This window comes from Neolewinella persica DSM 23188, from assembly GCF_000373105.1.
GTDB classification, from domain to species: Bacteria; Bacteroidota; Bacteroidia; order Chitinophagales; family Saprospiraceae; genus Neolewinella; species Neolewinella persica.
The window spans coordinates 3430-30167 of the sequence record NZ_KB890440.1; the positions used below are offsets into that span (position 1 = coordinate 3430).

General features: G+C 51.1%; 23 protein-coding genes. 12 read left to right on the forward strand and 11 right to left on the reverse strand.

The features are described from left to right. Nucleotides 1-217: 217 nt before the first annotated feature. Together lpxD and B036_RS0117080 are read right to left on the reverse strand one after the other, a co-directional pair. The gene (lpxD, locus tag B036_RS0117075) at nucleotides 218-1249 is read right to left on the reverse strand and encodes a UDP-3-O-(3-hydroxymyristoyl)glucosamine N-acyltransferase (RefSeq protein WP_020569949.1); all 1032 of its coding nucleotides are present in this window, start codon (nucleotides 1247-1249) and stop codon (nucleotides 218-220) included. 18 nt (nucleotides 1250-1267) lie between these two features. Beyond that, nucleotides 1268-1558, reverse strand: coding sequence for a hypothetical protein (locus tag B036_RS0117080; RefSeq protein WP_020569950.1), 291 nt, complete (start codon nucleotides 1556-1558; stop codon nucleotides 1268-1270). 457 nt (nucleotides 1559-2015) lie between these two features. Between B036_RS0117080 and B036_RS0117085 the strand changes: the two genes are divergently transcribed. Next, nucleotides 2016-2699 carry a carboxylesterase family protein gene (locus B036_RS0117085; RefSeq protein ID WP_071596791.1) on the forward strand — a complete coding sequence of 228 codons (684 nt, stop codon included), beginning with the start codon at nucleotides 2016-2018 and terminating at the stop codon, nucleotides 2697-2699. 163 nt (nucleotides 2700-2862) lie between these two features. Here B036_RS0117085 and B036_RS0117090 read toward each other — a convergent pair whose 3' ends face one another. The 3 genes from B036_RS0117090 to B036_RS32280 form a co-directional block, all read right to left on the reverse strand. Further along, the gene (locus B036_RS0117090; RefSeq protein WP_020569952.1) at nucleotides 2863-3825 is read right to left on the reverse strand and encodes a hydrogen peroxide-inducible genes activator; all 963 of its coding nucleotides are present in this window, start codon (nucleotides 3823-3825) and stop codon (nucleotides 2863-2865) included. A 195-nt stretch (nucleotides 3826-4020) separates the two neighbouring features. Continuing rightward, nucleotides 4021-4782, reverse strand: coding sequence for a LytR/AlgR family response regulator transcription factor (locus tag B036_RS0117095; protein WP_020569953.1), 762 nt, complete (start codon nucleotides 4780-4782; stop codon nucleotides 4021-4023). A gap of 2 nt (nucleotides 4783-4784) precedes the next feature. After that, the gene (locus B036_RS32280; RefSeq protein WP_083926242.1) at nucleotides 4785-6674 is read right to left on the reverse strand and encodes a sensor histidine kinase; all 1890 of its coding nucleotides are present in this window, start codon (nucleotides 6672-6674) and stop codon (nucleotides 4785-4787) included. Nucleotides 6675-7102: 428 nt separating this feature from the next. On the opposite strand from B036_RS32280, the gene B036_RS0117110 reads away from it, so the two are divergent. Beyond that, nucleotides 7103-7534: a LytR/AlgR family response regulator transcription factor gene (locus B036_RS0117110; protein ID WP_020569956.1), complete on the forward strand. Its 432-nt coding sequence runs from the start codon at nucleotides 7103-7105 to the stop codon at nucleotides 7532-7534. A gap of 268 nt (nucleotides 7535-7802) precedes the next feature. Here the strand turns inward: B036_RS0117110 and B036_RS0117115 are convergent, their stop codons facing one another. Then, nucleotides 7803-9212: a RagB/SusD family nutrient uptake outer membrane protein gene (locus B036_RS0117115; protein WP_026232074.1), complete on the reverse strand. Its 1410-nt coding sequence runs from the start codon at nucleotides 9210-9212 to the stop codon at nucleotides 7803-7805. Nucleotides 9213-9240: 28 nt separating this feature from the next. Further along, nucleotides 9241-12240, reverse strand: coding sequence for a SusC/RagA family TonB-linked outer membrane protein (locus B036_RS29820; RefSeq protein ID WP_083926244.1), 3000 nt, complete (start codon nucleotides 12238-12240; stop codon nucleotides 9241-9243). Between the two features lie 237 nt (nucleotides 12241-12477). On the opposite strand from B036_RS29820, the gene B036_RS29825 reads away from it, so the two are divergent. The 7 genes from B036_RS29825 to B036_RS0117160 all read left to right on the forward strand — a co-directional run bounded on the left by B036_RS29825 (nucleotide 12478) and on the right by B036_RS0117160 (nucleotide 17887). Continuing rightward, entirely contained in the window at nucleotides 12478-12960 is a 483-nt protein-coding gene (locus B036_RS29825; RefSeq protein ID WP_044103025.1) for an ankyrin repeat domain-containing protein, read from the forward strand. 574 nt (nucleotides 12961-13534) lie between these two features. Beyond that, nucleotides 13535-14080, forward strand: a complete 546-nt coding sequence (locus B036_RS0117135; RefSeq protein WP_020569960.1) for a phage tail protein — start codon at nucleotides 13535-13537, stop codon at nucleotides 14078-14080. A gap of 70 nt (nucleotides 14081-14150) precedes the next feature. After that, on the forward strand, nucleotides 14151-14699 hold the full coding sequence (locus B036_RS0117140; RefSeq protein ID WP_020569961.1) for a phage tail protein: 549 nt from the start codon (nucleotides 14151-14153) through the stop codon (nucleotides 14697-14699). A 213-nt stretch (nucleotides 14700-14912) separates the two neighbouring features. Beyond that, a complete protein-coding gene (locus B036_RS0117145) occupies nucleotides 14913-15725 on the forward strand; it encodes a hypothetical protein (RefSeq protein WP_020569962.1) in 813 nt (270 codons plus the stop codon). A 155-nt stretch (nucleotides 15726-15880) separates the two neighbouring features. After that, a complete protein-coding gene (locus B036_RS0117150) occupies nucleotides 15881-16423 on the forward strand; it encodes a hypothetical protein (RefSeq protein ID WP_020569963.1) in 543 nt (180 codons plus the stop codon). Nucleotides 16424-16436: 13 nt separating this feature from the next. Then, nucleotides 16437-17216 carry a sensor histidine kinase gene (locus B036_RS0117155; protein ID WP_020569964.1) on the forward strand — a complete coding sequence of 260 codons (780 nt, stop codon included), beginning with the start codon at nucleotides 16437-16439 and terminating at the stop codon, nucleotides 17214-17216. A gap of 20 nt (nucleotides 17217-17236) precedes the next feature. Continuing rightward, nucleotides 17237-17887, forward strand: coding sequence for a response regulator transcription factor (locus B036_RS0117160; RefSeq protein ID WP_020569965.1), 651 nt, complete (start codon nucleotides 17237-17239; stop codon nucleotides 17885-17887). A 25-nt stretch (nucleotides 17888-17912) separates the two neighbouring features. Here the strand turns inward: B036_RS0117160 and B036_RS0117165 are convergent, their stop codons facing one another. From B036_RS0117165 to B036_RS0117175, 3 genes are all read right to left on the reverse strand, one after another. Then, nucleotides 17913-18680 (reverse strand): ThuA domain-containing protein, encoded by a 768-nt coding sequence (locus B036_RS0117165; protein WP_020569966.1) that lies wholly within the window; start codon nucleotides 18678-18680, stop codon nucleotides 17913-17915. Between the two features lie 252 nt (nucleotides 18681-18932). Beyond that, nucleotides 18933-20654 carry an ABC transporter ATP-binding protein gene (locus B036_RS0117170; RefSeq protein WP_052333971.1) on the reverse strand — a complete coding sequence of 574 codons (1722 nt, stop codon included), beginning with the start codon at nucleotides 20652-20654 and terminating at the stop codon, nucleotides 18933-18935. A gap of 72 nt (nucleotides 20655-20726) precedes the next feature. Then, on the reverse strand, nucleotides 20727-21581 hold the full coding sequence (locus B036_RS0117175; protein ID WP_020569968.1) for a LysM peptidoglycan-binding domain-containing protein: 855 nt from the start codon (nucleotides 21579-21581) through the stop codon (nucleotides 20727-20729). A 221-nt stretch (nucleotides 21582-21802) separates the two neighbouring features. Here B036_RS0117175 and B036_RS0117180 point away from each other — a divergent pair, with 221 nt between their 5' ends. From B036_RS0117180 to B036_RS0117190, 3 genes are all read left to right on the forward strand, one after another. Next, on the forward strand, nucleotides 21803-24244 hold the full coding sequence (locus tag B036_RS0117180) for a DUF5916 domain-containing protein (protein ID WP_044103017.1): 2442 nt from the start codon (nucleotides 21803-21805) through the stop codon (nucleotides 24242-24244). 271 nt (nucleotides 24245-24515) lie between these two features. Continuing rightward, a complete protein-coding gene (locus B036_RS0117185; protein ID WP_020569970.1) occupies nucleotides 24516-25406 on the forward strand; it encodes a carbon-nitrogen hydrolase in 891 nt (296 codons plus the stop codon). Nucleotides 25407-25511: 105 nt separating this feature from the next. Further along, complete coding sequence (locus B036_RS0117190) at nucleotides 25512-26018, forward strand: hypothetical protein (RefSeq protein ID WP_020569971.1); 507 nt, start codon at nucleotides 25512-25514, stop codon at nucleotides 26016-26018. A 25-nt stretch (nucleotides 26019-26043) separates the two neighbouring features. Here the strand turns inward: B036_RS0117190 and B036_RS29830 are convergent, their stop codons facing one another. Continuing rightward, nucleotides 26044-26523 carry a YbhB/YbcL family Raf kinase inhibitor-like protein gene (locus B036_RS29830; protein WP_020569972.1) on the reverse strand — a complete coding sequence of 160 codons (480 nt, stop codon included), beginning with the start codon at nucleotides 26521-26523 and terminating at the stop codon, nucleotides 26044-26046. Between the last annotated feature and the right edge of the window lie 215 nt (nucleotides 26524-26738).

Consider the following 26738-nt stretch of genomic DNA (forward strand, 5'->3'; position numbering starts at 1 on the left):
TGTTGCAGGGTCGCTTTGCTCCTGTTGCAGGTGTTGCAGGGTCGCTTCGCTCCTGTTGCAGGGTGGGCAATAGTACTAACGCTACAACGACTGCAACCCTTGCAACGCGAGCGAAGCGAGCCCTGCAACGCGAGCGAAGCGAGCCCTGCAACGCGAGCGAAGCGAGCCCTGTAACGCGAGCGAAGCGAACTCTGTAACGCGAGCGAAGCGAGCTCCCCTACTTCAACTTCTTAATCTCCCGCCGCAGCTCCCGGATCAGCTCCGGCAGGTTCTTAAAAACCGCATAGCTCCGGAGGTAATCCGGGTAATGCATGTGCGGGGAACCGCCGAGCTTGGCGCCTTTTTCTTTGATGTTAGCGATGATGCCGCTCTGTGCCTGTACCTGGGTACCTGGGTGCATGACGGTATGGCCGGCAATGCCGACCTGCCCACCGATGCGGCAATTGGCACCAATCTTGGCCGAACCGGCAACGCCGGTAAGGGCCGCGATCACGGTGTTTTCCCCAATCTCCACGTTGTGGGCAATCTGGATCAGGTTGTCGAGCTTGACGCCCTTCCTGATGATGGTAGAGCCCATGGTCGCGCGGTCGACGGTAGTTCCGGCACCGATTTCGACGTCGCTTTCGATGATGACATTACCAACCTGAGGCACCTTATTATAAACACCGGTTGCCATGTCTGGCGCGAAGCCGAAGCCGTCGCCGCCGATTACGACATTGGCGTGCACAATGCAGTTGTCGCCGAGTACACAGTCACGAAGGATACGGACACCGGGGTAAATAGTGCAGTTTTTGCCGATGGTTACGTTTGGTCCTACGTACACCTGATCCAGAATAACGGTGCCGGAGCCAATGGAGGCATTTTCTTCAACTACGGAAAACTTGCCGATGCGGACGTCTTCGCCGAGGGTGGCGTTGTCTTCCACCGCAGCATGCGCGGAGATGGCCCGCCGCGTTTGGGAGGCTTCATCCTGCTGATAAACGGCCAGCAGATTACTTACCGTGCCGTAGACGTCTGCGACGCGCAAGAGGGTTGGTTTTACGGCTTGTTTTGGGATGAAATCATTACCAACCAGGACCGCCGAGGCTGCCGTGTCATACAGGAAATGCTCGTAGAGAGGATTGGCCAGAAAAGTGATGGAGCCGGGGCCGGCTTCTTCGATTTTGGCGGGGGCGGAGATGATCACGTTGGGGTCTCCCTCAACGGTGGCGTTGATCATTTCCGCAAGTTTGGCGGCGGTGATTTTCATACTGGTTAGTTCTTTCGCTCAGATTATATCGGGCAGGTCATCCGTCTCCTGGGGTTCCTGTGGCGGGGCAAATGTATTCAAGGCTAGGGAATGCGCAGCCCGCATGACCGAAAATTGGGCCAAAACAGTGTTAATCAGGTCTTCATTGACAAGTTTCGTCAAATCGGTGAGCCCCCGGAGCTGGTCTGTTCGTTGAAACCGATAGATTTGGCTGAGGCCACCCAGCTCGAATTGAACCGGAAAGCGATTGTCGTTACTGAAAACGGTAATTTGCATGGTCGGGTGGGGGAGTCGGCCAATGATGCGCATAAAAGCTTGTTTCGGCAAAAATAGGGAGGGGAAAGTGGAATGTAAGTCATGTTTTGAAGTACGGTACTTTTTTTGGCGGGGCCGCAGGTGCGGGGGAAGGGGACTTAGGAGCAGGGGAACGCAACTAAAACGTTGGGTGACCGTGGGGCAACGAAGACGAGGGGTTTCCCGGATCCTTCGGATCGCCGGTCACCCTTTGCTACGAGAGAAGGCCCTCCGGGCCTGCGCTGGACAACGAACACGAGGGGCTGCGCTTGATCCTGCGGATCTGCGCTGACCCCTCGCTACAATAGACGGCCCTCCGGGCCTGGGCGGGGATGCTCGCTGGCGCTCGTGGGGGTGGGGGCCTGGGTAAGCTCTTGTAGATTCTGACATGGCCTCCGTACATTGCTTCTTCAACCTTCCTCTGCACCCGCGTCCGCGCCAAAAGATCATGACCATTATGCGAAACACGTTCATGCTTACCTTAATACTAACCTGCTCCGGACTTTTTGCTCAGTTCCAGGCTGGTCATCTCGACCTCGGCCTCGATACCATCCACTATCTGGTCAATTACCCGGAAGGCTACGGGGAAGGAACTGCTGACTGGCCGCTGGTCCTGTTCCTGCACGGCGGGGGAGAATCCGGCAATGACCTGGAATTAGTGAAGAAGAATGGCCTGCCGATGCACATTGCCGCAGGACAGAAATTTCCCTTCATAACCCTGACTCCACAGAACAAGTACACCCGGGGATTTTGGGACCTCACCGCCCTCGGCCACCTACTCGATCATTTCGAGGCCAATAACCGGGTTGACCTATCCCGCATTTACCTGACCGGCCTCAGCCGGGGTGGGCTCGGTGCCTGGATGCTCGCCATGCAGCACCCAAACCGTTTCGCGGCGCTCCTGCCCGTTTGCGGCGCCGTGCCAGCCAGCTACGACATCTGGATTCCGGAAGATCTCCCCATATGGATACACCATGGCGCTGATGATGGCCTGATTCACCCGTCCGAATCAATCAATATGATCGAGAATCTCCGGGAGAAAAATATGAAACCCAAGCCCCGCCTGACCGTCTACGAAGGCATCGGGCATAACGCGTGGGAACCGGCTTATGCGGACCCAAAGGTGTACGAATGGTTGCTGGCGCAGCGACGGTGAGTTTTTAGGAGTCAGTTTTCAGTATTCAGGGACTAGTTTTCAGCATTCAGTGCATAGGTGCTCGCCTGATCCCTGAAAACCAGCCTTTGAGTACTGAACCCTGGATGCTGAGTACTGAATCCTGATTACTGAATTCTGATCCCTGATTACTACCCCCTGAAAACTACCGCCACGCCACCCCCACATACCGCTCATTCTTCCGGAACCCGGCCGGAACCACCTCCAGAATAGCCTTCCGGAGTTCAACCAGCAACTGCTCCCGGGCAAATGTCTTATTTACCACCAGCGAAACTTCCCGGACGGGCTGCGGCTCGGCGAACCGTTTGACTAATTTGGCGTCAAGGGCCGGGTTAACACTCATTTCAGGAATGATGGTATACCCCAGGTTATTCCGGACCAGGTTTTTGAGTGTTTCGATGGAACCCGCCTGAAACGTAAAGGACTTACTTGGTCGGACAACCGATTCGTGCACTGGGGAAGCGGATAAATCTGCCTGATAATTACAAAGATTAAGCACCTGATTGCGAAAACAATGTCCCTGTTCCAGGATCCAAAGGTCCTTTTGCTGTACATGATCGGGCAGCAGAGGACTCTGCTGCAGAATGTCTTCTTCCGGCGACGCGTAAATGAGGAAGGGCTCGTAGAATAACACGATCTCCCGGAGTTGCTTTTCCTCCAACGGGGTGACCAGTAGCCCGAGATCCAACTGATTCCGGCGCAAGCCTTCCATGATCTGTTCAGACTGCATCTCCTTGATGATTAACCGAATTTCAGGGAACCGTTGGCTGAAAGACTGGATGAATAGCGGAAGCAGGTAAGGTGCCAGGGTGGGTATTATGCCCAATTGGTAGGTGCCAGCGAGGCTATTCGTTTCGGTACTTAACAAGGCTTCCAAGCCGGAAACCTCCTCCATGATCACTCGTGCCTGTGCAATGACCTTTGCGCCCAGCGGGGTAGGGCAAATGGGGTTAGCCTTACGGTCAAAAAGCTGGACCCCCAGGTGGCTTTCCAGTTTTTTTAGCTGAGTGGTGAGGGTAGGCTGGGCTACGAAACAGGCTGCCGCCGCGTGGCCAAAGTGGCGGTGATCATCGAGGGCAAGCAGGTAGCGGAATTGCTGGAGGGTCAAACCGGGAAGATTGAATTAGAAAACAGGAGCCGATGCTTGATAGCTCATTGCTATTACTTGTAAAGGTAATATGTTTTAGCAATCAAGCTTGACGAGAGCTTAACGCCCGGCGTGGTAAGTTTGAAATAAGCGTTAAATGATCATGCTGTGCTAACCACGAAGGTATCCATGCAACCAGCAACCAGCAATCAGCGATCATTGATAAGTATTCAACCGCCTAACCACCTCTTGCCGTACCTCCCGGCTAAGGGGCACTTCATGGTCGTCTATCCCGACGAAGTTTCCGCCGATCCGGTTGACGCGCCGCAAATTTACGGCGTAAGACCGGTGCGTGACGATAAAAACATTCGGCGGTAACTGTGCCAGAAAATCCTTTAGAGTAGACCGTAAAACGTACTTTTTGCCCTTCCCGACATTGAGCTCAAGGTAATTCCTGAAGGACTGAATGTATTGGATATCGGCCACTGAAATACGACGATAGACGAGGTCGTCCTTGACGAAAATACTGTCGTTGATCAATAATTGTGGCTGTTGCTGCGTGTTTTGCACGGCAGGAACATGAGGCGCAGGGGCAGTTAGGGCGCTGTGGGTATTTATCGCCAGCTCAATGGCCGCATGCAGGTCTTGCTCTACGAAGGGCTTAACGAGGTAGCTGCCCGGCTGGGTCCTCGAAGCATCTGCAATGGTTTGTTTGTCGCCGAAGGCGGTCAGGAAGATGAACGGAATGTGGTACCGTTCGCGAATCTGTTCCGCCAGCCAGATACCCGAACGGGCACCCTTGATGTGAATATCGAGGATGGCTAGGTCGGTCTGCCCCTCGTCCAAAATCTTTAGTGCCTCGTCTGCTTTCATGGCGTCTCCGGAGATGCCATAGCCCATGCCCATGAGGGCATCACGAAGCGCGTCCATGGTGATGAATTCATCTTCTACGATGAGGATGCGTACTTGATCAGACATAGTTAGAATTCAATTTGTACCGTAGTTCCTTGTTCCGGCTTAAGCCACTTAATTGTTCCTTCCAGCTGCCGAACGAGACCCTTAACCAGGTTATGGCCAAGTGATTTACTGCTCCGGGCTGCGTGGTCTGCGGGCAAGCCTACGCCGTTGTCACTTATCTGAAGTTGGAACTGGTCTCCCGGTTTCTGAAAGCTTACCTTGATCAAGCCGGCTTTCGCATCCGGGAAGGCGTATTTGTAGGCATTGGTCAACAGCTCATTAAGGATGAGGCCAACGGGGATGGCCGTATCCAGGTCCAGGTATTCATCAGCAACGGCAAGTTCCAATTGAATCTCGGAACCTGGCCTGGAGTGGCTTCTGCTGATGTTGGCGCCCAGGTCTTCGAGGTAAGAGCGGATATTGACCCCGCTTAACTGCTCCGACTGATAAAGGTTTTCGTGGATCAGGGCCATAGATTGAATGCGCTCCTGGCCTTCTTTTGCTAAGCGCTGGGCGTCGCCGTCGCTGCTGAACCTGGCCTGCTTTTGCAGCAAGCTGGAGATGATCTGCAGGTTGTTCTTTACCCGGTGATGGATCTCGCGGAGGAGGACTTCTTTTTCGGAGAGGGATTGCGAAACGATTGCATTTTGCTGTCCGATCAGCATCCGGTCCCGGTATAAGCGCCGGTAGGCAAAGAGCGTACCGGTTATAATAGCAAAAGCGAGTAGTGAGATGACAAAAAGTAGCCAAGTGCGATCGTTTTTGGCTTCCTCCTCCATTTGAGCGGTAAGTTCGGCCGCCTGGCGGGCAATCTCGTGGTTGTATAAATCGAGCTTTACGGAAGCTTCGGCCAGCTTATCTGCTTGACTGCGCTCCACCATTACCTGATCGATTTCCTTCAGGCGTAGCAAGGTTTGGTAAGCTGCTTTGTAGTCCTGGGCGGAAGCCTCCACGGGGTATAATTCCTTGAGTGCGAAGCGGACGATTTCTGAGGTGTCCGAACTGAATTTTCGGACGTGTGCGAGGTGGGCACGTCCGTAGTACATTCCTGTCTGGGGTTGACCTGAAATTGTGTAATAGTTACAGAGGATGCCAAGTAGATCTCGCCGTCCATGAGCACTGGGGAACGGCTCTGGCCGTTCGCTGAGGGCTTTAACTTCACTTAATAATTTCAGGGCTGCCTCGGAGTAAAAATCGCCTTCAAAAACATAGGCGTTTAGCATTCCACCTTTGGCAAAAGCGACGTTGTTGCCCAGAGGGTCATTCTTACATAGGGATAAAATTTTACTAAAAGTTTCTCGCGTGCCATCGTAATCTTTAGCGTTCATTTTTTGGTAACCCAGGGTTTTGAGTCCTTTAATGATTTCGCTGGTATATCCATGCTGGTTAGCAAAAGTAAATGAACGATTTTCCCACTCTTCTGCCTTTTTGTAGAGACCGGCATAGCTATAGCAGTAGGCCAGGTTGGTCATTGCCTTTGCTTGTAAACTAATCAGGTTATTCGCCTTCGCACCTACAAGTACTTCGTGCCCTACACTAATCGCTCGATCCAAATCGCGGGATTCTCGCAAGGAAATACTTTGCCTAAGCTTTAATTCCATGCCCCTTGATGCAGACAGTTCTACGTGGAGCAGGACTGAGTCGAGATAATGGACTAGCCCCATATCATCTTGAGCTGAATAGTAAGCAGCAATGCGCCGCTCAATCCCCTTGAAAGTAGCCTGCTGCTCTTTTGCTGAAGGTAAACTATTGGAAAGGGAAGACACTTTGGCTAAAAGAGCGGTGGCATTGCCAGGCGGAATTGAATCTACATTTTCTGTACCCTGGCTGGAAGCGAGCATTAAAGCAGGTAAGGAGAGGACAACTAATACCTGTAAGTGAATTAGCTTTTTGTGGTGAAGTAGAAATGACATACTGAGAAGTAAGCGAAAATTATGTCGCAAGGAATTTAGACGTCAAAGGGATTTGCTTTTAGACTTGATCAAGTCTGGAAGTGCCGCAAAGTGGCGGTCATTTCACGTATCGGCCTGGACGTACTGGAGCAGTAAGTGATCACTGGAGTAAAATTCTGGGATTTGAGCGATTAAATCAAAAGTAATGGAAAAGGTGAGGCTGGATAGTAGGCAATGAAGTGATTCAAAATAGTTACAAAACATATCTAAGTTGGCAAAATTTTCACTAAAATATGGCAAACTGAGCATATAATGGTAATTGCGGTTGGTCCCCCCATGGCTACGGTTCGTCCCTGTAATCGGCACAAACTTGATGATGGACAGCAAATTTGTTCCAGACAATAACTCTGCCAATATGGTAGCACGGACGGATTACAACCTACTAATTGATGAAACGGAACGAAAAAAACACCTCGGCTGCTCTGCTAAACTCCAAAATGACGGGTTTTCGGGCAAATAAAAGACTCTCCGGCCTGGACCCGAAAAAGCTGAATCTCACACGAACCATAATAATTGAACAAGGAAAGCTCCGAATTCGCATCCCGGTTCAGAACATCCTTTTTGTGCGGGCGGAACATGTTTACAGCCGGTTTTTTTTTCAAAGTGATCAACAAACCTTACGGCGAATCAGCTTAGATAAGTTGCTGACGAAACTCCCGGAGGAATTTTTCATACGGGTACACCGGAGCTACTTCGTCAACTTAACTTACGTGAGGGAGTGGACTAGTTCAAAAGTAATGATTGGTGAGGAGGTCATCCCGATCGGAAGAACCTATAAAGACCAAGTAGTACCGATCCTGAAGCAAGTCACGGGTATTTGATTCAGAAACGACGGGTCATCAGGGCGCGGAGCGCGGGTGCAAGGGGAGGGACAATTAACATGGTTTTTCCCTAACCTTCTTTCAGCATGGATAATCTTAGGTTCGTACCCTGCCTAAAACTTTGGGATTCAGCTGACCTGAGATCAGGAGCGTTCGCAGGCGCTCAGGGCCACATAATTTTCCAGATCACTTCATGATGCGTACACAAAAAAAGGCCGCCCCACTAAAGTAGGGCGGCCAAAAGTCTGAGTTCGTAAACTCTTGTGGGTTAGTAACCCGGGTTCTGCTCTATATTAGGATTGTTGTCCATTTCTCCCCGTGGAATAGGGTTGATGAGCTGTGGGTTACTGAAGGAAGCATCGATGTTTTCGAAAGTGCGGAACTTCGTCCAGCTGAGCTGACGGCGGGTAAGGTCATACACCCGGTCTCCTTCGAAGGCAAGCTCCTTACGGCGCTCGTTCAGGATAGCGGTGATGAGGTCGCCGCCGGTAGCAGCAGAGGGCGTGTAGGCAGGATCACGTAAACTGGCTACGGCGTCCAGGTCAGCGCGGGCACCGGGTTCGTCGTTCAGTTCGGCCTTCGCTTCTGCGCGGATCAGGTAGACATCGGACAAACGCATGATCTTTATATAATCTTCACCAAGTTCACCAGAAGGGTACTTTGGTAAAGGGAAAAAGACATCCATTTCGCCGTCAATCCGGTTTCCTGGGATCATGGCCGCCCTGCGGTAATCCGTGGCACTGTACGTGTCGTAAAGGTCGTCAGTAGCCAGTACGTCACCATAACCGTTTTGGTCCATAATCCCACTGATGGAATTTACACCGAGGTTGTCCACGGGGAGATTTACGAGGGTCAGGATGTCTTCACTGCCAAAATTGGCACCCCAGGAGCCAAACCAAGCCGTACTGTCTTGGTAAAGGCTGAATCTGCCGCTGTTGATAACGGCATCCGCCTGGTCTTTGGCACCTTGCCAGTTTTCCTGATAGAGGTACACTTTGGCTAAGATGGCCTGCGCGGCTTCTTTGCTGAAGCGGCCGTCGTTGGCCTCCGTCATCAGGCCAATGGCTGCCTGTAAGTCACTGGCGACTTGAGCGTAACCCGCCGAGACGGATTCGCGCGCCGGGGAGATGATCTCACCATTGGTACCACCGTTGTTGAAAGGGATACCAAGGCTGGCACCGCCATTGATGGCGTAAGCCGGTGCGAACATACGTAGCAAATTCCAGTAGGTAAGGGCACGAATACCGTAGGCTTCACCCAGTAATTGATCCGCTTCAGCTTGCTCTGAAGAGAGGAACATTACGTTGGGTACACCATTGATGATGTTGGAAGCATTAACGACAACTTCGTAATGGTCTAACCATTCATCGGCTACCCGGCCATTTTGGTCGTCCAGGGTATAATCATCGAAATTGATGAAACGACCGGCATTCTGGCGGCTGATGTAGACGTTGTCTCCACGCAGGTCCGGAATGAGCGGCAGGTCCCATCCGTAGATGTTGGCGTCCTGCATGTTGCTGTAGATCCCGTTTACGGAGGCATTCAGCGATACCAGGTCTTCTACGGCACTATCAACGGAAAGGGATTGTTCGGGAGTTTGATCAAGGAAGCTGTCGGAGCAGGCGGTCATTAAGCACAAGCCCATTCCCAGCAGCAGAGGTTTAAATAAAGTCTTCATATTAGAATTTTTACGGTGAGGGAAGGGGTTAGAAGGAGGCATCAAGACCGAAAGTAATCGTCAACGGAATTGGCACTTCCTGGTCGATGAAACCACTTGCATCAGCGCGGGGGTCACGCTCGAGGCGATCATCCTTGGTCCAGATCCACAGGTTACTGGCCTGGGCGAAGACACGGATACCTCCCATTTTCAGTTTGCGGGTAACACTTTCAGCAAAAGTGTAGTCAAGGATGACGTCCCGCAGTGTGATGTAAGTACCGTCGTAGAGGAAACGGGTGGAGCGGTTCCGGCCACCGAGGTTCTGGCCGACCAGGAAGATCGGCGTGTCGGTGATGTCACCTGGCTGTTGCCAACGCCGGTCGTAGATCGACCGGGCTACGTTGCCGGTACTACCCAGGCCACGGGAGCCATCAGCGTGCGTGAAGGAGTGCCAGCTGTGCAAAATTTTCTGACCGTAACGGAAGTTGAATTGCGCGGCCAGGGAGAAGCCTTTGTACGAGAAGGTGTTGCGGAAACCGCCGAAGAAGTCAGGCTCGGAAGTGCCTTGCTGGTAGGGGTCCGCTGCGTTGTAGCTTTCGGTAATTTCGGACTCCGTTTCGTCGGTGTACCACTGTGGGCTACCGGTCTCAGGGTTGACGCCGGCGTACCCCGGGATGTACCAGGTGTTCCAGGGTTGGCCTACGGCACGGAAGCGGGAACCATCGGCAAAGTCTCCTTCAGGAAGGGAGATGACTTCGTTCGTATTGGTCGTGAAGTTGAAACTGCTTGTCCAGGTGAAGCCTCCGGTAGCGCTGACAATGTTTTGCGTGTTCAGGGTGATTTCAACACCACGGTTGGCCAGTTCGCCAACGTTGGCCGTAAGGCTGGAAACACCGTTAGTCCGCGATACGGGGCGGTTGAACAATAAGGAAGAAGTACGGCGGGAATAAACATCTACCACCATATCAATGCGATTCCATAGGCCAAGATCAAGACCAATGTTAAATGGTTTGTTCACCTCCCAGGTAAGCGCGGCATTTTCCAGCTGATTAAGCAGGATGCCTGGGTTACCAAAATAATCTGCACCGGTACCATAAAGTCCGCGGGAAGCAAAGTTGCCGATGCCGTCCTGATTACCATTCTGGCCGTAGCTGGACCTTAAGCGAAGCTGGGTGATGAGTGCATTATCCGCAAGGAAATTGAAGCGGTTCAGGTTAACACCTACGCCAAAGGAGTAGAAATCGGCGTACCTGTTGTCTGCACCAAATTTGGATGAACCATCCCGACGGTAGGTTGCGTTGGCGTACACCAGGCCGTTGTAGTTGTAGTTCACATTGGCAAAGTATCCCACCAGGCTATTGGCCGTTTTATCGCCACCGATAAAGGTGGGCGTAGCGGCATTACTTAGCGTTGTGAGGCTGGGGAACGCAAAGTTCTCGGCGCTGGCTTCCACGTTGTTGCGGGTGAATTCCTGCGCTTCCATACCCAGGGTCACGTCTACACCGTGCAGGTCATTGAAGCGATTAGTGTACTTCAGCATGTTTCGCACCATCCAGTTATTCTGGGTATCGTTGTCGTTGGAAGCGAAACCAAGCGGGGAGCCCGATCCGGTAGTTTTTGGATAAAACAACTCATCTCTACCCTGTACGGAGTTGTAACTCAAATAGGGTTCAAAGGTCAGTCCCTTAAGCGGAAGCTTAATCCTTGCGTTGATGGAAGCTAACAAGTTGAGAATGTCAGACCTCCGCTGGTTCTGCGTCGCTTCTACAACGGGGTTGAAGCCCGAGTTAAAGTTTTGGTTGAAGGATCCGTCCTCATTTCGGAGCGGGATCAGCGGAACTAATCGGAAAATGGAACGAACGGGGTTGGCAAAGAAGCCGCCGTCGAGTACCGTATTCTGCTGGGTAAGCGAGGCGCTGGTGTTGAAGTTCAACTCGAACCAGTCAGCCAGGTCGGTGGTCAGGTTCAGGCGGCTGCTGTAGCGCTTGAAATCACTGCCAAGAATGGTGCCCTCGTTGTCCTGGTAGCCACCACTGAGGAAATAACGGGTTTTGTCGGTACCACCACGCACAGACAGGTTAGCGTTGGTAAAATTACCCTGGCGGGTAATTTCTTCGAACCAGTCGGTACGAGCGTTAAGATCGTAGCTATTGGCAATCTCATCCCGGGCTTCCTGCTCGGTGCGGCCCCGGTTAACCAGTCCTTCGGTGAATAGCTCGAGGTACTCGTCACCGGTCAGCGGCTTAAGGTCGTCAGCCAGTGACACATCAGAAGTACCGCGCTGGATGTTGAATTCTACCTTGGCTTTGCCAGCCGCGCCGCGCTTTGTCGTGATAACGATTACGCCGTTCGCTGCCCGTGAACCGTAGATAGAAGTAGCGGAAGCATCCTTTAGTACTTCAATGTTTGCAATGTCCTGCGGGTTTATACCCGCTAATGGTGAACTGGTAACGCTAACGTCACCGATGTTTCCGGTAAAGACAGGAATACCGTCAATGACGTAAAGTGGAGTGGAACTGGCGTTAATGGAACCAAGACCGCGAATTTGTACATTCTGAAAAGCACCAGGCTGTCCGCTACCCTGGTTTACCTGAAGTCCGGCAACGTTGCCATCCAGGCTTTCAGCGAAATTGGTTCTGGGAACCGTAGCCACACGCTGAATATCCACCTTAGTGGCTGCACCAGAGAAGTTGTTTCGGTTGGTTTCTCCGTAACCCGTAACGACTACTTCCTGTAACAGAGCAGCAGACGGAGCCAACTGAATATCGACTCTTGGGTTAGTGGAACGAACGCGAATCTCCTGGGTGCCAAATCCCGTATAAGAGACCACCAGGGTAGCTTCATTAGTAGGAATCTGAATGGAGAAGTTGCCATCAAAATCGGTGACGGTTCCGGAAGTAGTGCCTTTTACTAGAACACTGGCACCAATAACGGTCTCTCCGTCATTGTCAATAATAGTACCGGTTACGGTAAATTGGGCCATAAGGCCGTGGCTGAACAACAGAAAACTGCCGAACAGCATTAGCTGATAAAGTAATCTAGATCTCATGTAACTAGTGATTTAGTTGGTAATTGGATGAAACTCTTTTAGCTATGGGATTTCATACTAGTCTCTAAAAAAAAACTATAAACTCAACTACTCTATGAACGGAAGTCATTATAATTATGCTGCCTCGCAAAAGAAAAATTGAGCCAATTAGGTCATATGTATGACATTGCCCTAACCTGGTTACAATGTGCTTTAACTTTATGCAAAGCTAAAAAACCGGGTGATAAAAACAATTCGATGAATCCTTCTATTACTGATCAACTATTCCTGGCCATCCGAAATGGGGATGCTTCCGGACTGAGCACTTTACTCCTGGTTAACCCGGAACTTGTCGGAGCACGGGACCCAAGAGGCTTCACGCCGTTGGTGCTGGCAACCTACCTGAACAACCTGCCAGCCGCTAAAGTATTGGTTGATGCGGGCGCGGACCTGAACGCCACAGATGGTATGGGGAATACGGCATTAATGGGAAGCTGCTTCAAGGGGAATACGGAAGTAATTCGTTACTTGATTGAAGCGGGGGCTGACGTCAATATTGTTGCTGGCAATGGCGGCACGGCACTACATTTTGCCGCAATGGTGAATAATCCTGAGGTTGCTGCGCTATTGGTGGGCGCAGGCGCAAGTCTTGATGTTAAAGACGGAAAAGGGCTGACGGCAGCAGACCATGCCAGACAGCAGGGAGCTACTGCGCTAGCCGCTCAGTTGGCACCTGAGTGAGAAGAATGGGGCGTTAGCCTTTCTACAAGCACCGTTACGGGCTATTTATGCGGCACTGATGAGAGCGGCAATAAGAAAATCCCCTGGCTGCAAGAGAGCGTCCAGGGGATCAAAAAATAACCTACTTAAATCTTTGATGGTGTCAAGCTAATGCCACCAAGGGTGATCCTAATATTTAGTTTCGTAGTAGTCAGATTAAGAAATCGACTTAACGCAGCGGAAATTTCTTCAAAAATTTACAATGCTTTTCCTCATGTAATGGAAAAGACGTATTATTACTTGCCTAAACAAGTAAAACTACTTACTCCCTTATTTAACCCTGTTGAGGACCCTGCGCGAACAGACTTTCTGCGACGAGGGACGCACTGTAAAATGAACCATCTTCCATTGTTGGACCGGCAGGAAGTTGGCAGATCAAGGAGTAGGCGTTTTTACTTAATCAACTACGTAGATTTACCTAGTTTGAACAAGCTTGCTTGGCTGGTAGTACATTCCTACGTTGTTTGCGGCATAGAAAATCACTTTTTTATTCCGGGTTGAAAAAATCCGGTAAACCCATAAAATAGACTTATACATGGAACCATTTATCGGCCAGATTCAGGCCTTCGGTTTTAACTTCGCACCACGCGGTTGGGCAATGTGCGACGGACAGCTTTTACCCATCTCTCAAAACCAGGCGCTTTTCTCCCTGCTCGGCACCACTTACGGTGGAGACGGTCGTACCACTTTCGCACTTCCTGATCTTCGCGGTCGGACGATGCTCCATGCAGGTACCGGCCCCGGACTATCCCCTCGACCACTAGGCCAAAGAAGTGGTACAGAGACCAACACCCTTAATGTCACCCAACTTCCTTCTCACAATCACGCCCTTGGTGCCGGAGCAACGGTAAGTATTCCAGTAAGCGGAGAGGATGCAGATCAGGATGAAGCTTCTGGCAAGTACCTGGCTAACGGAACCTTTTACCATAATGCAGCAGGCGGGGTCTACGGCAACGGACCGATTCCTTTGTCGGGAACTACCCTCAACCAGGGCGGACAGCAAGCTTTCAATAATATGCAGCCTTACCTGGTGGTAAACATCTGCATTGCGTTGACGGGCATCTTCCCTTCCCGTAACTAGTCTGGATCATCCAAATTAATAATCACCAGTAAATCCCTCACCAGGAGTTTTACGGGTTAAAAATAAAACCATGCCAACCCCATTCGTTGGCCAATTGCAGATGCTTCCATACAATTTTGCGCCCCGTGGCTGGGCGTTTTGTGACGGATCTCTATTGGCTATTTCTTCAAACACAGCGCTATTCTCCCTCATAGGAACAATCTATGGAGGAGATGGCCGTACCACCTTTGCTTTACCCGACCTTCGTAGTCGGACGGCGGTTCATCTAGGCCGCGGTCCTGGTCTGTCGGACCGACCCATCGGTCAGCGATCAGGCCTTCAGGATAATACCCTGAGCGTGCTGAACCTTCCGTCGCATAATCACCAACTAGGTCCGAGCTCAACGGTGGCTGTCCCCGTGAGCGGTGAAGATGCTGACCAGGACGAGGCTGCAGGTAAGTTTCTGGCCAATGGCACTTTCTACCACAACGCGCCAGGTGGCGTTTATGGCTCGGGGCCAATTGCAGCTTCCGGTACTACCAATAATACTGGTAGTAACGCGCCGGTAAACAACATGGAACCCTACCTGGTCATGCAATGGTGCATAGCCTTGGTAGGAGTATATCCTTCGCGCAATTAATGCGACTTATTGAATAATTGCACGTGATTTGAAAACGCCGGTACGACTTAGTTGTGCTGGCGTTTTCTCAGTCTATGACCACAGATTTACGTGAAATCCCCCGTTTCAATAGGTAGAAATACCTATTTTGAGGTCACCTAGTATTGTGCTCCTTATTTCGTGTGGTTTCTTGCCGATACAACTTAATCGCTAACCCATTCTCACATTTGCACCATGAAATCAAAAAAACAATCAACTTCTAAGGATACAGAGGTCGTAACGTTTTCCCGTAACTGGCAGCAGGTTCGTCAGGAACTACTTCCCAGTCTGTTTTGTGCCTACGATACACAGGAAAACCAAAGTGAGCGGTTAGTTACTTTTCGGATGAATGCTAACGATCTCCAAAAATTTTATGAAGGGGTTTCTGACTTGAAAAAACTGGAGCTGATTGTTCATTTGGGCGTTACCCAGGAGGATGTGCCGAATCGAATTCCTGAAATTCCGATCTTCACGCTCTTTATCCAGACGAGTGAAAAAAAGGATGATTTCCAAAAGAAATGTTTTCAATTGGAATGGGCACCCAATGCCCGATTTACGAATGGTGAGGAGGATGACGCTAACAGCGGCAGGAACGCCATCCCCGCAGCCAGCGCCTACTTATTCGTGATGAGCTGGATGGAAACGCCGGAGAAAGACCTGGCCCTGCCATTTACTGCCGTATCCCATGTTTTGGGTAAGCGCGTGAAAAACTACCGCTTTTCCAATGTTGAAAGTCGTAGCATTTTTGAGGACATCAAACAGAGCCTGAAGAGTGGAGCTCCCGGCCTCGATATTCACCTCGGCAACGGACTTGCCGTTTACGATCACCCTTTCAGCTTCCGGCCGGTCATAGAAGTAAAGAACGCTGTAAAAGTGGATAAAAACGGTAGGGTTAAAAACAAAGCGATGGTCGCAAGAAATGCTACCGGACTGCTCAATGGTTCGGGAGATAGCTTCTACGATTTCGGTCTCCCTGAACCACCACCACCACCACCACCTGGAGGATGATAAAATATTTTTTTAACGAGCGGTTTCTATCCCTCAACTTTGCTTTAATTTCTGTACTTACCTGGTTGATACCGCTGTTTATTGGCTTATTCCTCAGGCGTTTCCAGTTAAGAAAACATAGAGCAATTATAGCTTTTGCTGGATTCTCCTTTCTGATGGAGCACATAAGCACAGATCCTGACCTGAAGTACTTATTCTCTCCGGGCACCAATTCTCCCTGGTATCATTTAGGGGTTCCTTTGTTGTTTTTTCTGCTTACGCGGTTTTACCGGGTTTACCTGAAAGGGAGGTCTGGCTACTATCTGGAATGGTTGTTGCCGGCCATGTTTACGCTGCTGGTAATAGGGTTAGCCATTTACGATGATGGCTTCTATAAATTCCCCTCCATCCCCGTTGGTCTTTATTCGTTAACCGGCATAATACTTAGCGGAGGCTACTTTATCTATTTACTGCGTTCACTGGCCGTCAAGCGTCTTGAGTTAGATCCGTTGTTCTGGGCTAGTACAGGCTTTTTACTCTACTATTCCGGAAACTTCCTGCTCTGGTTGGGCTTGAATTTTTTGACTTACGACCGGAACTTCTTCGACTCCATATACCGCATCAATGGGTCACTGACCATTCTACTTAACTGTTTATTTGTTTTAGCCCTTCTGATAGGGAAATCACCTGAATCACCCGACACCGCAATGTCGAAATAACCTTCAGATAATCATGAAAGAACTCAGCGGCGACTACCTAACGCTTTTTCTGGCAGGCATCTTCGGCATGCTCCTGCTCAGCGTCGCTTTAGTGATCTTTTTCGTGTTATACCAGCGGCGTATTCTTGCGGAGGAACGCAAAAGAGTTGAAAAGGAGAAAGTACATCAATTGGCATTGCTGTCTGCCGCAGTTGAAGTTCAGGAAACTGAGCGTCGCCGTATTGCCAGTGACCTGCACGACGACATCGGTAGCCTGCTTTCCGCCACCAGGTTGTATCTTCAGCAACTATCTGCTGATGCATCAGCGGAAAAGACGGAAAGCATCAAAACAGAATCACTGAATATCCTCGATGAGATGATTCAGAACACCCGGCGGATCACCCACGACCTCTTGCCTCCGGTCCTGGAAAAATTTGGCTTCCAGGCTGCAGCGGAAGACCTGTGTGAGCGCATCAATAAAAGCGGGAGTATTCACGTGTCTTTTTCGTCGAATATTGATGAACGATTAGCGCCCAAACGGGAGATCGCCCTGTATCGGGTACTGCAGGAGTTGGTGAATAATACCCTGAAACATGCAGGGGCAAAGAATATAGACGTCAATATTAACTGGGCAAGGAACCTGTTTTCCTTCGTTTACCAGGATGACGGCAAGGGCTTTGAGCAGACAGAGCAAGTCGGCAAAGGCCTCGGTTTAAGGAACATCGAAAGTAGAATTTCGCTGATCAACGGTAATTTAGAATCCATAAGCAAGCCAGGTGAAGGGATAAGAGTTGACATTACCCTGCCCACCTGATTTTTAGAAAAACACTGAAAATGAGTAATCCACCCATTCGTATCGCACTGGTCGACGACCAGAAGCTCTTCCGTGGAGGGCTAAAAATGATCCTGTCTGATCGCCCCGACTTCCGGGTAATCTTTGAGGCTGACAATGGAAAACAATTCTTTGAGCGGCTAGCTTTCGAGCCGGTCGATCTTGTTATCCTGGATGTTGAAATGCCCGTGATGGACGGCATTGAAACGCTGGAGAAAATCCGGGAAACACACCCGGACCTCCGCGTCATCATGCTAACCATGCACGATAGCGACCGCCTCATCAACCACCTGATGCAGTTGGGAGCAAACGGTTTCCTGCTTAAGGATGAGAATCCCGAAATCGTCAGGACCGCCGTAGAGCGGGTAGGGCAGGAGGGCATTTTCTTCCGCGACTACGTCTCTAAGGCCCTGCTCAAAGGTGGCCGCCAGAAACCCAGTAAGCCCGATGGCTACTTCGGGCCAAACATCAGCGAACGGGAAATGGAAGTCCTCTCCCTGATCTGCCAGGAGTACACGAGCAAAGAGATTGCCGAAAAACTGTACATCAGTGCACGAACCGTTGAGGGCCATCGCCGCAGCTTACAGGATAAGACCGGTGCACGGAACTTAGTGGGGCTGGTGCTTTATGCCGTTAAGAACGGGATTGTTTGATCGTAGTAGCGTTTATTAATGGCGCTCACTTCTTCCCCTTAGCCGCCCAGTAAATCCCCCCGTATACATGGGTCAGGAAATTCGGGTCTTCGAATACGGCGGGGACGTGGCCGAGGTTAGTGTACCAGGCACGGCCGCCATCGTAATCATGGTACCAACTCATGGGGTGAAAATCACCGTGACCGACAGCTTTGTTGTTTGGTCCCCACTGCGCGTTGATGTCATAAGTACTTTCATCAACGGTGAGTAGGTAGTTGAAATTTGGTTTGCGTTTACCGTCTTTGTACTCATAGTATTCGTCGGTCCACATCATCCGTTTTGGCCAGGTATTAAGGCCGGGGAAAGTGTTGTCGTGTACATCAAGCATGGCCGTTTGCACGTGCGGGTGAATCTTGAACATGTGGCCGACCATGTCGGTGTACCACTTCCATTCGTATTCCGTATCGGAGGCAGCGTGCACGCCTACCCAGCCCTTGCCAGACTGAATGTAGCGCTCAAAGGCGGCTTGTTCCTCGTCGTTGAATATGTCTCCGGTGGTATTCACAAAGATGACCACATCATACCTTGCCAGCATCATGTCGTTTATGGGCATGGCACGTTGTTTAAGGTCGAGCTTAAAGTCATGGCGGGCCGCCAGTTTTTCCATAGCGGGAATGGCGCTGAAGGTGCTTTCATGTTGCCAGCCGGCGGTCTGAACGACCAGTAGGGCATTGAATTGCTGGGCGGTCAGGATCGACGAGCAGATCAGGGCGAGGACGCAGGTGCAAAGGAAGGTATAAAAACGAGGTTGCATGATGTAGTCTTTTTTAGGAGACGGAAGGTAAGGGAATCGGAGTAAAGGCTACGGTTTATTTAGGCCATAGTTCTTTGTCAGGTAGTCCGGAGTCACGGAGCGGGGGATGGTAGTTTTCGTAAGCTTTTAGCAGGTGCCTGCGGTAGCCGTTCTTTGCTCTTCTATCCTTTTCACTGGACCTGCGGCCGCGCCTTATTATAGTTCATAGTCGAATAATCTGCAGTACTGCCACTACTGAACGATGAACTAACCTTACGCAAGGTCCGACATGCGCCGGAAAACCGCACTATTCTGCTCCAGTTCTGCATAGGTGCCAGAGGCGATTAATTGCCCACGTTCCAGCAGGTGAATCTCATCGGCATAACGAACGGTAGACAGGCGGTGCGCGATGATCAGAACGGTCAGTTCTTCTGGTAGTTTATCAATGGCGGAGATGATGGTTTGCTCCGTAACGGTGTCGAGTGCACTAGTTGCCTCGTCCAGGACCAATACTGATGGCCGCCGAAGTAAAGCTCTGGCAAGGCCGACCCGTTGTCGCTGCCCACCACTTAGCCGAACACCGTTCTCACCGAGTAAAGTGTCTAGCCCCGCAGAGGTCTCCAGGTTGACGAAATCCTCGAGATCGACCAGGGTCAAAATTTTCATGATCTCCTCGTCCGAGGTCTGATCGGTAGAAATTCCGAAGGTTATGTTTTCCCGCAGGGTCGCATCATACAGAAACACCTCCTGGGGGACGTAGGCGAGCTGCGCCCGCCAAGCTTGTAAAGTAGCGGTCGATAACGGTTTGTCATCCACCAGGATTTGGCCTGAGGTTGGGGCGAAAAGGCCCGTAATCAGATCCACCAAAGTCGTTTTTCCCGAGCCTGTGGCGCCCACAAAGGCAACTATTTTCTGCTTGGGAATGCGGAGATTTAGTCCGGTAAATAAAGGCGTTTCTGCTTCCGGGAAGTGAAAGCCAACGGCTGCTAACTGGATAGCATGATCAAATGGCAGGGGCTCCGCTGTCACTGTTTCCTTCTCTTCGTACTGTAGTCCCTTCACGAGGTCGTCGTACAGCCGATCGAGAAGGCCCTGGGTGCTGCGCATAGTTGCTGCTGCGCCGAAGACCTGCTGCAGGGCGGGTAATAACCGGTAGCCCGCAACCGCGAACAAGGTGAGGGTGGGGAGTGCTGTAGCTAAGTCGCCGGTTTGCAGGTAGAGGACCAACGTTACCGTAATAATGCCGGTGAAAGCTACGATTTCAAGGAAGAATTTAGGCGTCTGATACATGATCCGGAGGCGGGGGTGGACCCTTGCTAAAATTTCCGTGTCCTGCCGGTATTGCTCCAGAAAACCTCCTTCACTTCCATAAGTCTTTACTGTTTTTATGCCCTGAAGTAATTCTTCCAGTGTACGATAACGCCTGCGGCCGGCAGCCTGCATCTCGTTACCTAACCGGAGCAATGGACGCTTCCGAAGCTGATAAATCAACAGGTAGGCTCCGCCCAATGCGACGGCTGAAATCACGGCGACCAACGGGTTCACCACCAAAATCAACCCAACGATGGTCAGGCAGGTAATGCCACTAATAACCAGGGTAATTAGTGGGCTTAGGTAACTGGTGATCAACTGATGAATCTCCTGCAAAATATATACCCGAAGATCAGCTGTATTCCGACTTAGAAAGTACCGGTAAGGCCGGGAGATGTAATAGTCGAGCAACCGCGTGCTTGTCCGGTGATAGATGCGCCAAAGCAATCTTTCCGTTAGGAAATTCATCAGGATGGCAAAAAGGCGGGAGAGGGTTAGTAGAATAATGACGGTGACGCCGGCGGCAATGATAAAGTTGCGTCTGCTGGTAAAGCCTCCCCACTGGAACAGGCTATTCAATTGCTGATTGTCTTCGATCAGCTCCGGTTGGCCCATCAGGGACATAAAGGGCAGTACACTGACTACCCCGATCATCTCCAGTATGGCGAGGACAATGGCCCCCAAAACCAGGAGCCTGAACTTGCCACGATCAGCGGCCGAGAGGATGTGGAATATGCGATTGATGGGGTAAAGGTGCTAAAAATGCCGCGTCCTGACGTAGAAATGCTTGTCTCTTACGCCAAATGCCCTTACTAAAAGTGGACTGACGACGACGATGACGTTGGGGTCATTCACCTGCTCCGGGATGCGCCCAACCACGCGTGCATAGATGATCTTCCTGCTGCGGGGGTCTTCGATCTCGATCAGGCTGTTGATGGGGGCCGTACGGTGCAGGGCCATCCACTTCCCAGGGTCGCCTTTACTAAGCCAGGCGGCCTTACCATTAGCCGAATGCATCTTTTTGTCTTTTGTACGAAGGTTCCACAGTTCGCGCAGGCCACGATTTCGCCGCACGTAGGGGTCGATGATTTCTCCCTGCATTGCCTTGGGGATGCCGTCAAGTTTCATGTACCCGATCGCGATGATCTGATCGGGGGCTAACCGCGAGGGGTCGAGCTCCGGGTTCAGGTTGTTGAGAGAAGTCGGATCGGGTAACTGTAATATGCGTTTGTAAAGGCCGAAGAAGGTCTCCCCCTTTCGCATTCGATAATGCACCGGAACAAACCAGGCGAGACTGTCTTGTGCCGGAGAGGGGCGAATCATCCTGCGGGGAATGGGGACCTTTACCTTGTCTCCTGGCGCATATTTGGTTCGAAGCTTGGGGTTCAACTGATACACGTCCTCGAGGGAAAGCCCGTAGAATTGGGAGATGCCGAACAATGTCTGCCCATTAGCAATGAAATGGTCGAACAGGATGTGGCCGGAAGCGACGTCATTATATACCTCCATCGTATCAACGGGGCGGAGGTAGTAAAGGCTGTCTCCGGTCGCTTGCGCCCGGATACTACCCCAAAAGGCCAGGGCCAGCAGGGTCAGGAAAAAATGTTTCAAGGGGATGTTATTTGGATCAGTATTAAAGCATGCGCAAGATAAGAAGATTTGCTTACTGCCTTGTTCCCCGGCACTTGTGCCGGTTAATAAGAGGGGGCCAGCACAAGTACCGGAAAAAAAGCATCAAGTGTAATATGCCTTATACACGGGCAAATGCAACCCAACCTGTAACCATTCGTCACTTCTTAAGTATTCCTTAAAGAGATTGTAACCCCCACCAGATGAGACTCCTTCAACTATTTTTCTGCCTGTTGTTTTTTTCCGGTTCACTTATAGCTCAAGGCAAACCCAGCCTCGAAGCTATCCGGATCGATGAGCCGATAAAAATTGACGGTTTTATTGACGAGGCTGCCTGGACTAAGGCTCCCGTTGGCAGTGACTTTACTAATCTGCAGCCGGTACCCTGGATAAAACCCGCCCAGAGCACAGACATCAGGGTCGTCTACAACGATCGGGGGTTTTACATTGGAGCCTCACTTCATGACGCCAGCCCAGATAGTATCCTGATGGAGCTGACGGAGCGGGATGATTTGGGCAATACCGACTGGTTTGGCATTTCTCTGGACCCCTACAACAGTGGTCAGAATGGCTTTGCTTTTCTTGCCACTCCGGCCAATGTCCAATACGATGCTCAGTATTCTACCGATGGGGAAGATGAAAACTGGGATGCCGTTTGGCAAAGCAAATCGGTAGTGACGGCCGATGGGTGGTCCGTGGAAATTTTTGTTCCCTATTCTGCCATCCGTTTCCCTAAAACTAGTGTACAGGATTGGACGATCAACTTTGTTCGCAATGTCCAGCGAAATGGAGAGAAAAGCTTCTGGGCGGCCATTGATCCTACCATTGACGGTTACCTGAATCAGTGCGGTAAATTGGTGGGGATTAAGAACGTGAAGGCACCGATCCGGATTCAGGCCACGCCGTTTCTGGCAGCTTACGGGCTAAAATCCCGCGCCGCCGGGGCAGATGAGGCGGTTACCGGAACCAGCATTACCGGAGGAATGGACGTAAAAGTGGGGCTTTCTGATGCCTTCACCCTCGACATGACCCTGATCCCTGATTTCGGTGAAGCCCGCTCCGATGATCAAATCCTTAACCTTGGGCCCTTTGAACAGCGCTTCGACGAACAGCGCGCCTTTTTTACCGAAGGGACTGAGCTTTTTAATAAGGGGGGCTTCTTTTACAGCCGCCGGGTAGGGGGCGGCAATTACTTCGGAGGGGCGCTGGACCAGGAAATGCTTGAGGGGGAAACCGTAGTAGACAATCCGCAACGAGCCAAACTCTATAACGCTACTAAGATCAGTGGTCGAACGGCCCAAGGCACGGGCATTGGTTTTTTCAATGCGGTAGAACAGGCAAATTACGCCACCGTAACCAATGCTGAGGGGGAGAGCCGGGAAATCCTGACTAATCCACTGACCAATTACAACGTGGCGGTTATCGACCAAAATCTAAAGAACAACTCTTCCGTCACGCTCATCAATACGAATGTTTTGCGGGAAGGCGCTGCCGCAGATGCCAATGTTACGGGCCTCTTGTTCGACTTGCACAACAATGCCAATAAGTATGCCATTCGGGGAAATTTCGGGTACAGCCAGCGCTTCCTGCCCGAAGAGACCAGTACGGGACACGTAGCTAACTTTCGCCTGGAGAAAATATCTGGTAACTGGACCTGGGCAATTGGGGCTGGAGAAGAGAGTGATACTTATGATCCCAATGACCTGGGCATCCTGTTCGCAAACAATAGCCGGGAGCTGGGTGGTGTGGTACGGTACAACCGGAACAAGCCCTTCTTCAACGGATACTTCCTCAACGGGGGAGCGGGGTTGGATATGGAATACAACACTTTATACAAGCCAGGGAAATTTACCGGTGCAGAAACCGAGACTTGGGTCTACGCACAAACCAAGCACTTTTGGAACGTCAATTTCTGGGCGGAGACCAGTCTGGCGGATAACTTCGACTACTTCGAACCCCGCGTCAAAGGTCGGTACCTGCGTAACCCGGGACAGCGGAACATCGGAGGGTGGATCGGTACAGACCGAAGGAAGGCTATTCGGCTGAGCACTAACTTTAATAACAACGGCTACTACGGTGAAGATCGCTCTGACCTATACCTGAATGTAAACGCCCGCTGGCGGTTAAGTGATCGGTTAAGCCTGAATACCGGGGTATTCAGGGGGCAAGAGCATAATGAAGTTGGCTACGTAAACCGGGAAACGGTGGAAACGGAAGCAGGGACCCGGACTGACGTGTTTATGGGTAAAAGGGAGGTTACTTCCATCGAAGCCAGTCTGTCCGGCAAGTACAGCTTTTCTGCTAATATGACCCTCAATCTCCGCGTGCGGCATTACTGGAGTGGGGTTTCCTACAACAGTTTCCACCTGTTGGCCAAAGACGGGACGTTGGCGGAAACGGACTACGATCAGAACCACAATCAGGACTTTGATGCCTTCAATGTTGACCTGATTTACCGTTGGCGCTTTGCGCCGGGTAGTGACATGTTCGTGGTGTATAAATCCAGCATTACCGACTTCGACCAACATCGCTCGGATAGCTACAGTAAGAGCTTCAGTGACCTATGGCAGGATACGCCCCGCAATGGGTCGGTGTCTTTGAAAGTGGTGTATTGGCTGGATTATGCTTCGTTGGTCAAGGGGTAATCTGCATTTTCGGGCGCGGACGCAGGTGCAATGAGGGAGGTTTGAGGCAAGGTGGGGAACAAAACGGGATGGTGGTTTCACTTGGTAGTAATACGAAGTTCGCTACTCACCCGTACTTCTACGGAAGTACATCTTGCTGCCTAACAACGCTCCAGGATTTTAGTACCCCTGACGGTTCCCACCCCGTACTTCTACGGAAGTACCTTTACTCCAAACCCTGCTCTCCAAAAACTTTTCCCCTGCACCCGCGTTCGCGCCTAAAAAAGATATAATGCCCGATAAAAAGCTATCTGTAGGCCTGGTTCAGCAGGCCAACACTGGTGACCGAGACCAAAATCTGGCCACCAGCGCTGCCACCGCTCGTAAATGCAAAGCGGAGGGAGCTGAATTGATTGTCTTTCAGGAGCTACACGCGGGCTTGTATTTCTGCCAAACGGAAGATACCGAAGTGTTTGACCAGGCGGAAACCATCCCCGGACCCAGCACAGATTTTTTTGCTGCACTGGCAAGGGAACTGGACTGTGTGCTGGTGCTCTCTCTCTTTGAACAGCGCGCACCCGGCCTTTGTCACAATACGGCCGTCGTTCTGGAGCGAGACGGCTCCATCGCCGGGAAATACCGGAAAATGCACATTCCTGATGATCCGGCCTACTACGAAAAATTTTACTTCACACCAGGTGATCTGGGCTTCGAACCAATCCAGACATCGGTCGGCAAACTGGGTGTCCTCGTCTGCTGGGATCAGTGGTACCCCGAAGCCGCCCGCCTCATGGCCCTCTCCGGTGCCGAACTACTGATTTACCCCACCGCCATCGGCTACGAAACCACCGACGATCCTGCAGAGCAGGCCCGCCAACGAGACGCCTGGGTCATCAGCCAGCGCGCCCATGCTGTTGCCAACGGACTCCCCGTCGTCTCCGTAAATCGTACCGGATTTGAGCCTGACCCAAGCGGCGCCACCAACGGTATTCAATTTTGGGGCTCTTCCTTCGTCGTCGGTCCCCAGGGGGAATTCCTGTACCAGGCCCCACAAAACGAAGCTGCCCATACCGTTGTCACGATTGATCGTCAACGCACGGCCGACGTACGACGCATATGGCCATTTTTCCGGGATCGGCGGATCGATGCCTACGGTGGTCTTACCAAACGGTACATCGATTAGTTACTGAGCCAGCTTGCCTGTTTAACCCTTCATGGGTAAAACAAAAGTTATTTCTACCTGTTTTTACTTCTTGCAGCGGAGTAAACTGTGTAAAATAAAACCACCATGGCGAACAAGATATATGAGGAAAAACAGCGGTTTCACGATTGGCTAAGCATCGTGATGCTTTCCCTCGCAACTGCGGGCTTATTGTACGGCGCCTCTACCTATTTCTGGCAAGCCGACAGCACGCTTTTCTACAGTGTAACGTGCCTCTTCCTGGCGGCTGGCCTCGGATATGCCATTTGGTGGCTTACCAGTTTGCGGTCCAAACTGACGGTGACGGATAAAAAGATCAAATTTAAACTGAAGGGACCAACTGCAACTACTAAGAAAATTGCCTGGGAGGACGTCGTTTCCTGCACGGTAGTTAAAACACCTGCTTTGGCAAAATGGGACAGGCCTAAGATCACGATTACCGATGAAGAGTTTTATTCTCTTGATGGTCGTAATGGCCTGATGATCGAAACCGTAGACGGCAGCAATTATTTTATTGGCTGCCAAAACATAGAAGAACTACAGGCTGCCCTTAATAGCGATGACAAAATCTGGGAAGTAATCACTGCTGCCTGACCTTTGTTTTCCGACGCTTCATTGATTAGCGAGCATAAAACGCAGTTACTCCCGCTTTACCAATAATGTGTTCCGAAGCAACAAATAGCATCATGGCGGGAGAAGCCCCGGCATCTATCCCCAACTTGTCCGTCTTCAGGGCAAAAATGGTGAGGTGGTAAGGATGGGCCTCGTCTCCCGGAGGTGGGCAGGAACCGCCGTAGCCTGCACTACCGTAACTGTTCTTTAGTTCTATCGTACCGGAAGGCATGGCCGTAGTGCTGTCGCCAGTAGAGAGGCTGCTGACTTCCGCTGGGATGTCACACGCGCACCAGTGCCACCAGCCACCGGGACCAGGAGCATCCGGGTCGTGGCAAATGATCATAAAGGATTTTGTCCCTTCGGGCGCGCCACTCCAACTTAGGTCGGGGCTTTTGTTCCCACCACCAGCGCCAAAATCGTGGTATACATTTTCGAGTGGTACTTGTCCGTTGAAGGAGTTGCTGTTGAGGGTAAAGCCTGCCATTGTCTTTCTGTTTTAAGTTGTTGAGTTGATAGTCGAAATGTGGTTGGTTTGCTTCGTTTCTTGATTGAGTAGGCAATCTCTAACGCGCGCCCTTCCTTAATGTCGCTTTTTAAATGCCTAAATGCCCTTAATGGTTTCCCACTTTCCTTAGTGTAACTTCTTAGTGCACTGAATGCCCTTAATGGTTCCCCACTTCCCTTAGTGTAGCTTCTTAG

Bases quoted from the DNA above. Each gene is read 5' to 3' on its own strand.
- lpxD (WP_020569949.1), bottom strand. From the start codon at position 1,249: ATGAAAATCACCGCCGCCAAACTTGCGGAAATGATCAACGCCACCGTT.
- B036_RS0117080 (WP_020569950.1), bottom strand. From the start codon at position 1,558: ATGCGCATCATTGGCCGACTCCCCCACCCGACCATGCAAATTACCGTT.
- B036_RS0117085 (WP_071596791.1), top strand. From the start codon at position 2,016: ATGCTTACCTTAATACTAACCTGCTCCGGACTTTTTGCTCAGTTCCAG.
- B036_RS0117095 (WP_020569953.1), bottom strand. From the start codon at position 4,782: ATGTCTGATCAAGTACGCATCCTCATCGTAGAAGATGAATTCATCACC.
- B036_RS32280 (WP_083926242.1), bottom strand. From the start codon at position 6,674: ATGTCATTTCTACTTCACCACAAAAAGCTAATTCACTTACAGGTATTA.
- B036_RS0117110 (WP_020569956.1), top strand. From the start codon at position 7,103: ATGAAACGGAACGAAAAAAACACCTCGGCTGCTCTGCTAAACTCCAAA.
- B036_RS0117115 (WP_026232074.1), bottom strand. From the start codon at position 9,212: ATGAAGACTTTATTTAAACCTCTGCTGCTGGGAATGGGCTTGTGCTTA.
- B036_RS29820 (WP_083926244.1), bottom strand. From the start codon at position 12,240: ATGAGATCTAGATTACTTTATCAGCTAATGCTGTTCGGCAGTTTTCTG.
- B036_RS29825 (WP_044103025.1), top strand. From the start codon at position 12,478: ATGAATCCTTCTATTACTGATCAACTATTCCTGGCCATCCGAAATGGG.
- B036_RS0117135 (WP_020569960.1), top strand. From the start codon at position 13,535: ATGGAACCATTTATCGGCCAGATTCAGGCCTTCGGTTTTAACTTCGCA.
- B036_RS0117140 (WP_020569961.1), top strand. From the start codon at position 14,151: ATGCCAACCCCATTCGTTGGCCAATTGCAGATGCTTCCATACAATTTT.
- B036_RS0117145 (WP_020569962.1), top strand. From the start codon at position 14,913: ATGAAATCAAAAAAACAATCAACTTCTAAGGATACAGAGGTCGTAACG.
- B036_RS0117150 (WP_020569963.1), top strand. From the start codon at position 15,881: ATGGAGCACATAAGCACAGATCCTGACCTGAAGTACTTATTCTCTCCG.
- B036_RS0117155 (WP_020569964.1), top strand. From the start codon at position 16,437: ATGAAAGAACTCAGCGGCGACTACCTAACGCTTTTTCTGGCAGGCATC.
- B036_RS0117160 (WP_020569965.1), top strand. From the start codon at position 17,237: ATGAGTAATCCACCCATTCGTATCGCACTGGTCGACGACCAGAAGCTC.
- B036_RS0117165 (WP_020569966.1), bottom strand. From the start codon at position 18,680: ATGCAACCTCGTTTTTATACCTTCCTTTGCACCTGCGTCCTCGCCCTG.
- B036_RS0117180 (WP_044103017.1), top strand. From the start codon at position 21,803: ATGAGACTCCTTCAACTATTTTTCTGCCTGTTGTTTTTTTCCGGTTCA.
- B036_RS0117185 (WP_020569970.1), top strand. From the start codon at position 24,516: ATGCCCGATAAAAAGCTATCTGTAGGCCTGGTTCAGCAGGCCAACACT.
- B036_RS0117190 (WP_020569971.1), top strand. From the start codon at position 25,512: ATGGCGAACAAGATATATGAGGAAAAACAGCGGTTTCACGATTGGCTA.
- B036_RS29830 (WP_020569972.1), bottom strand. From the start codon at position 26,523: ATGGCAGGCTTTACCCTCAACAGCAACTCCTTCAACGGACAAGTACCA.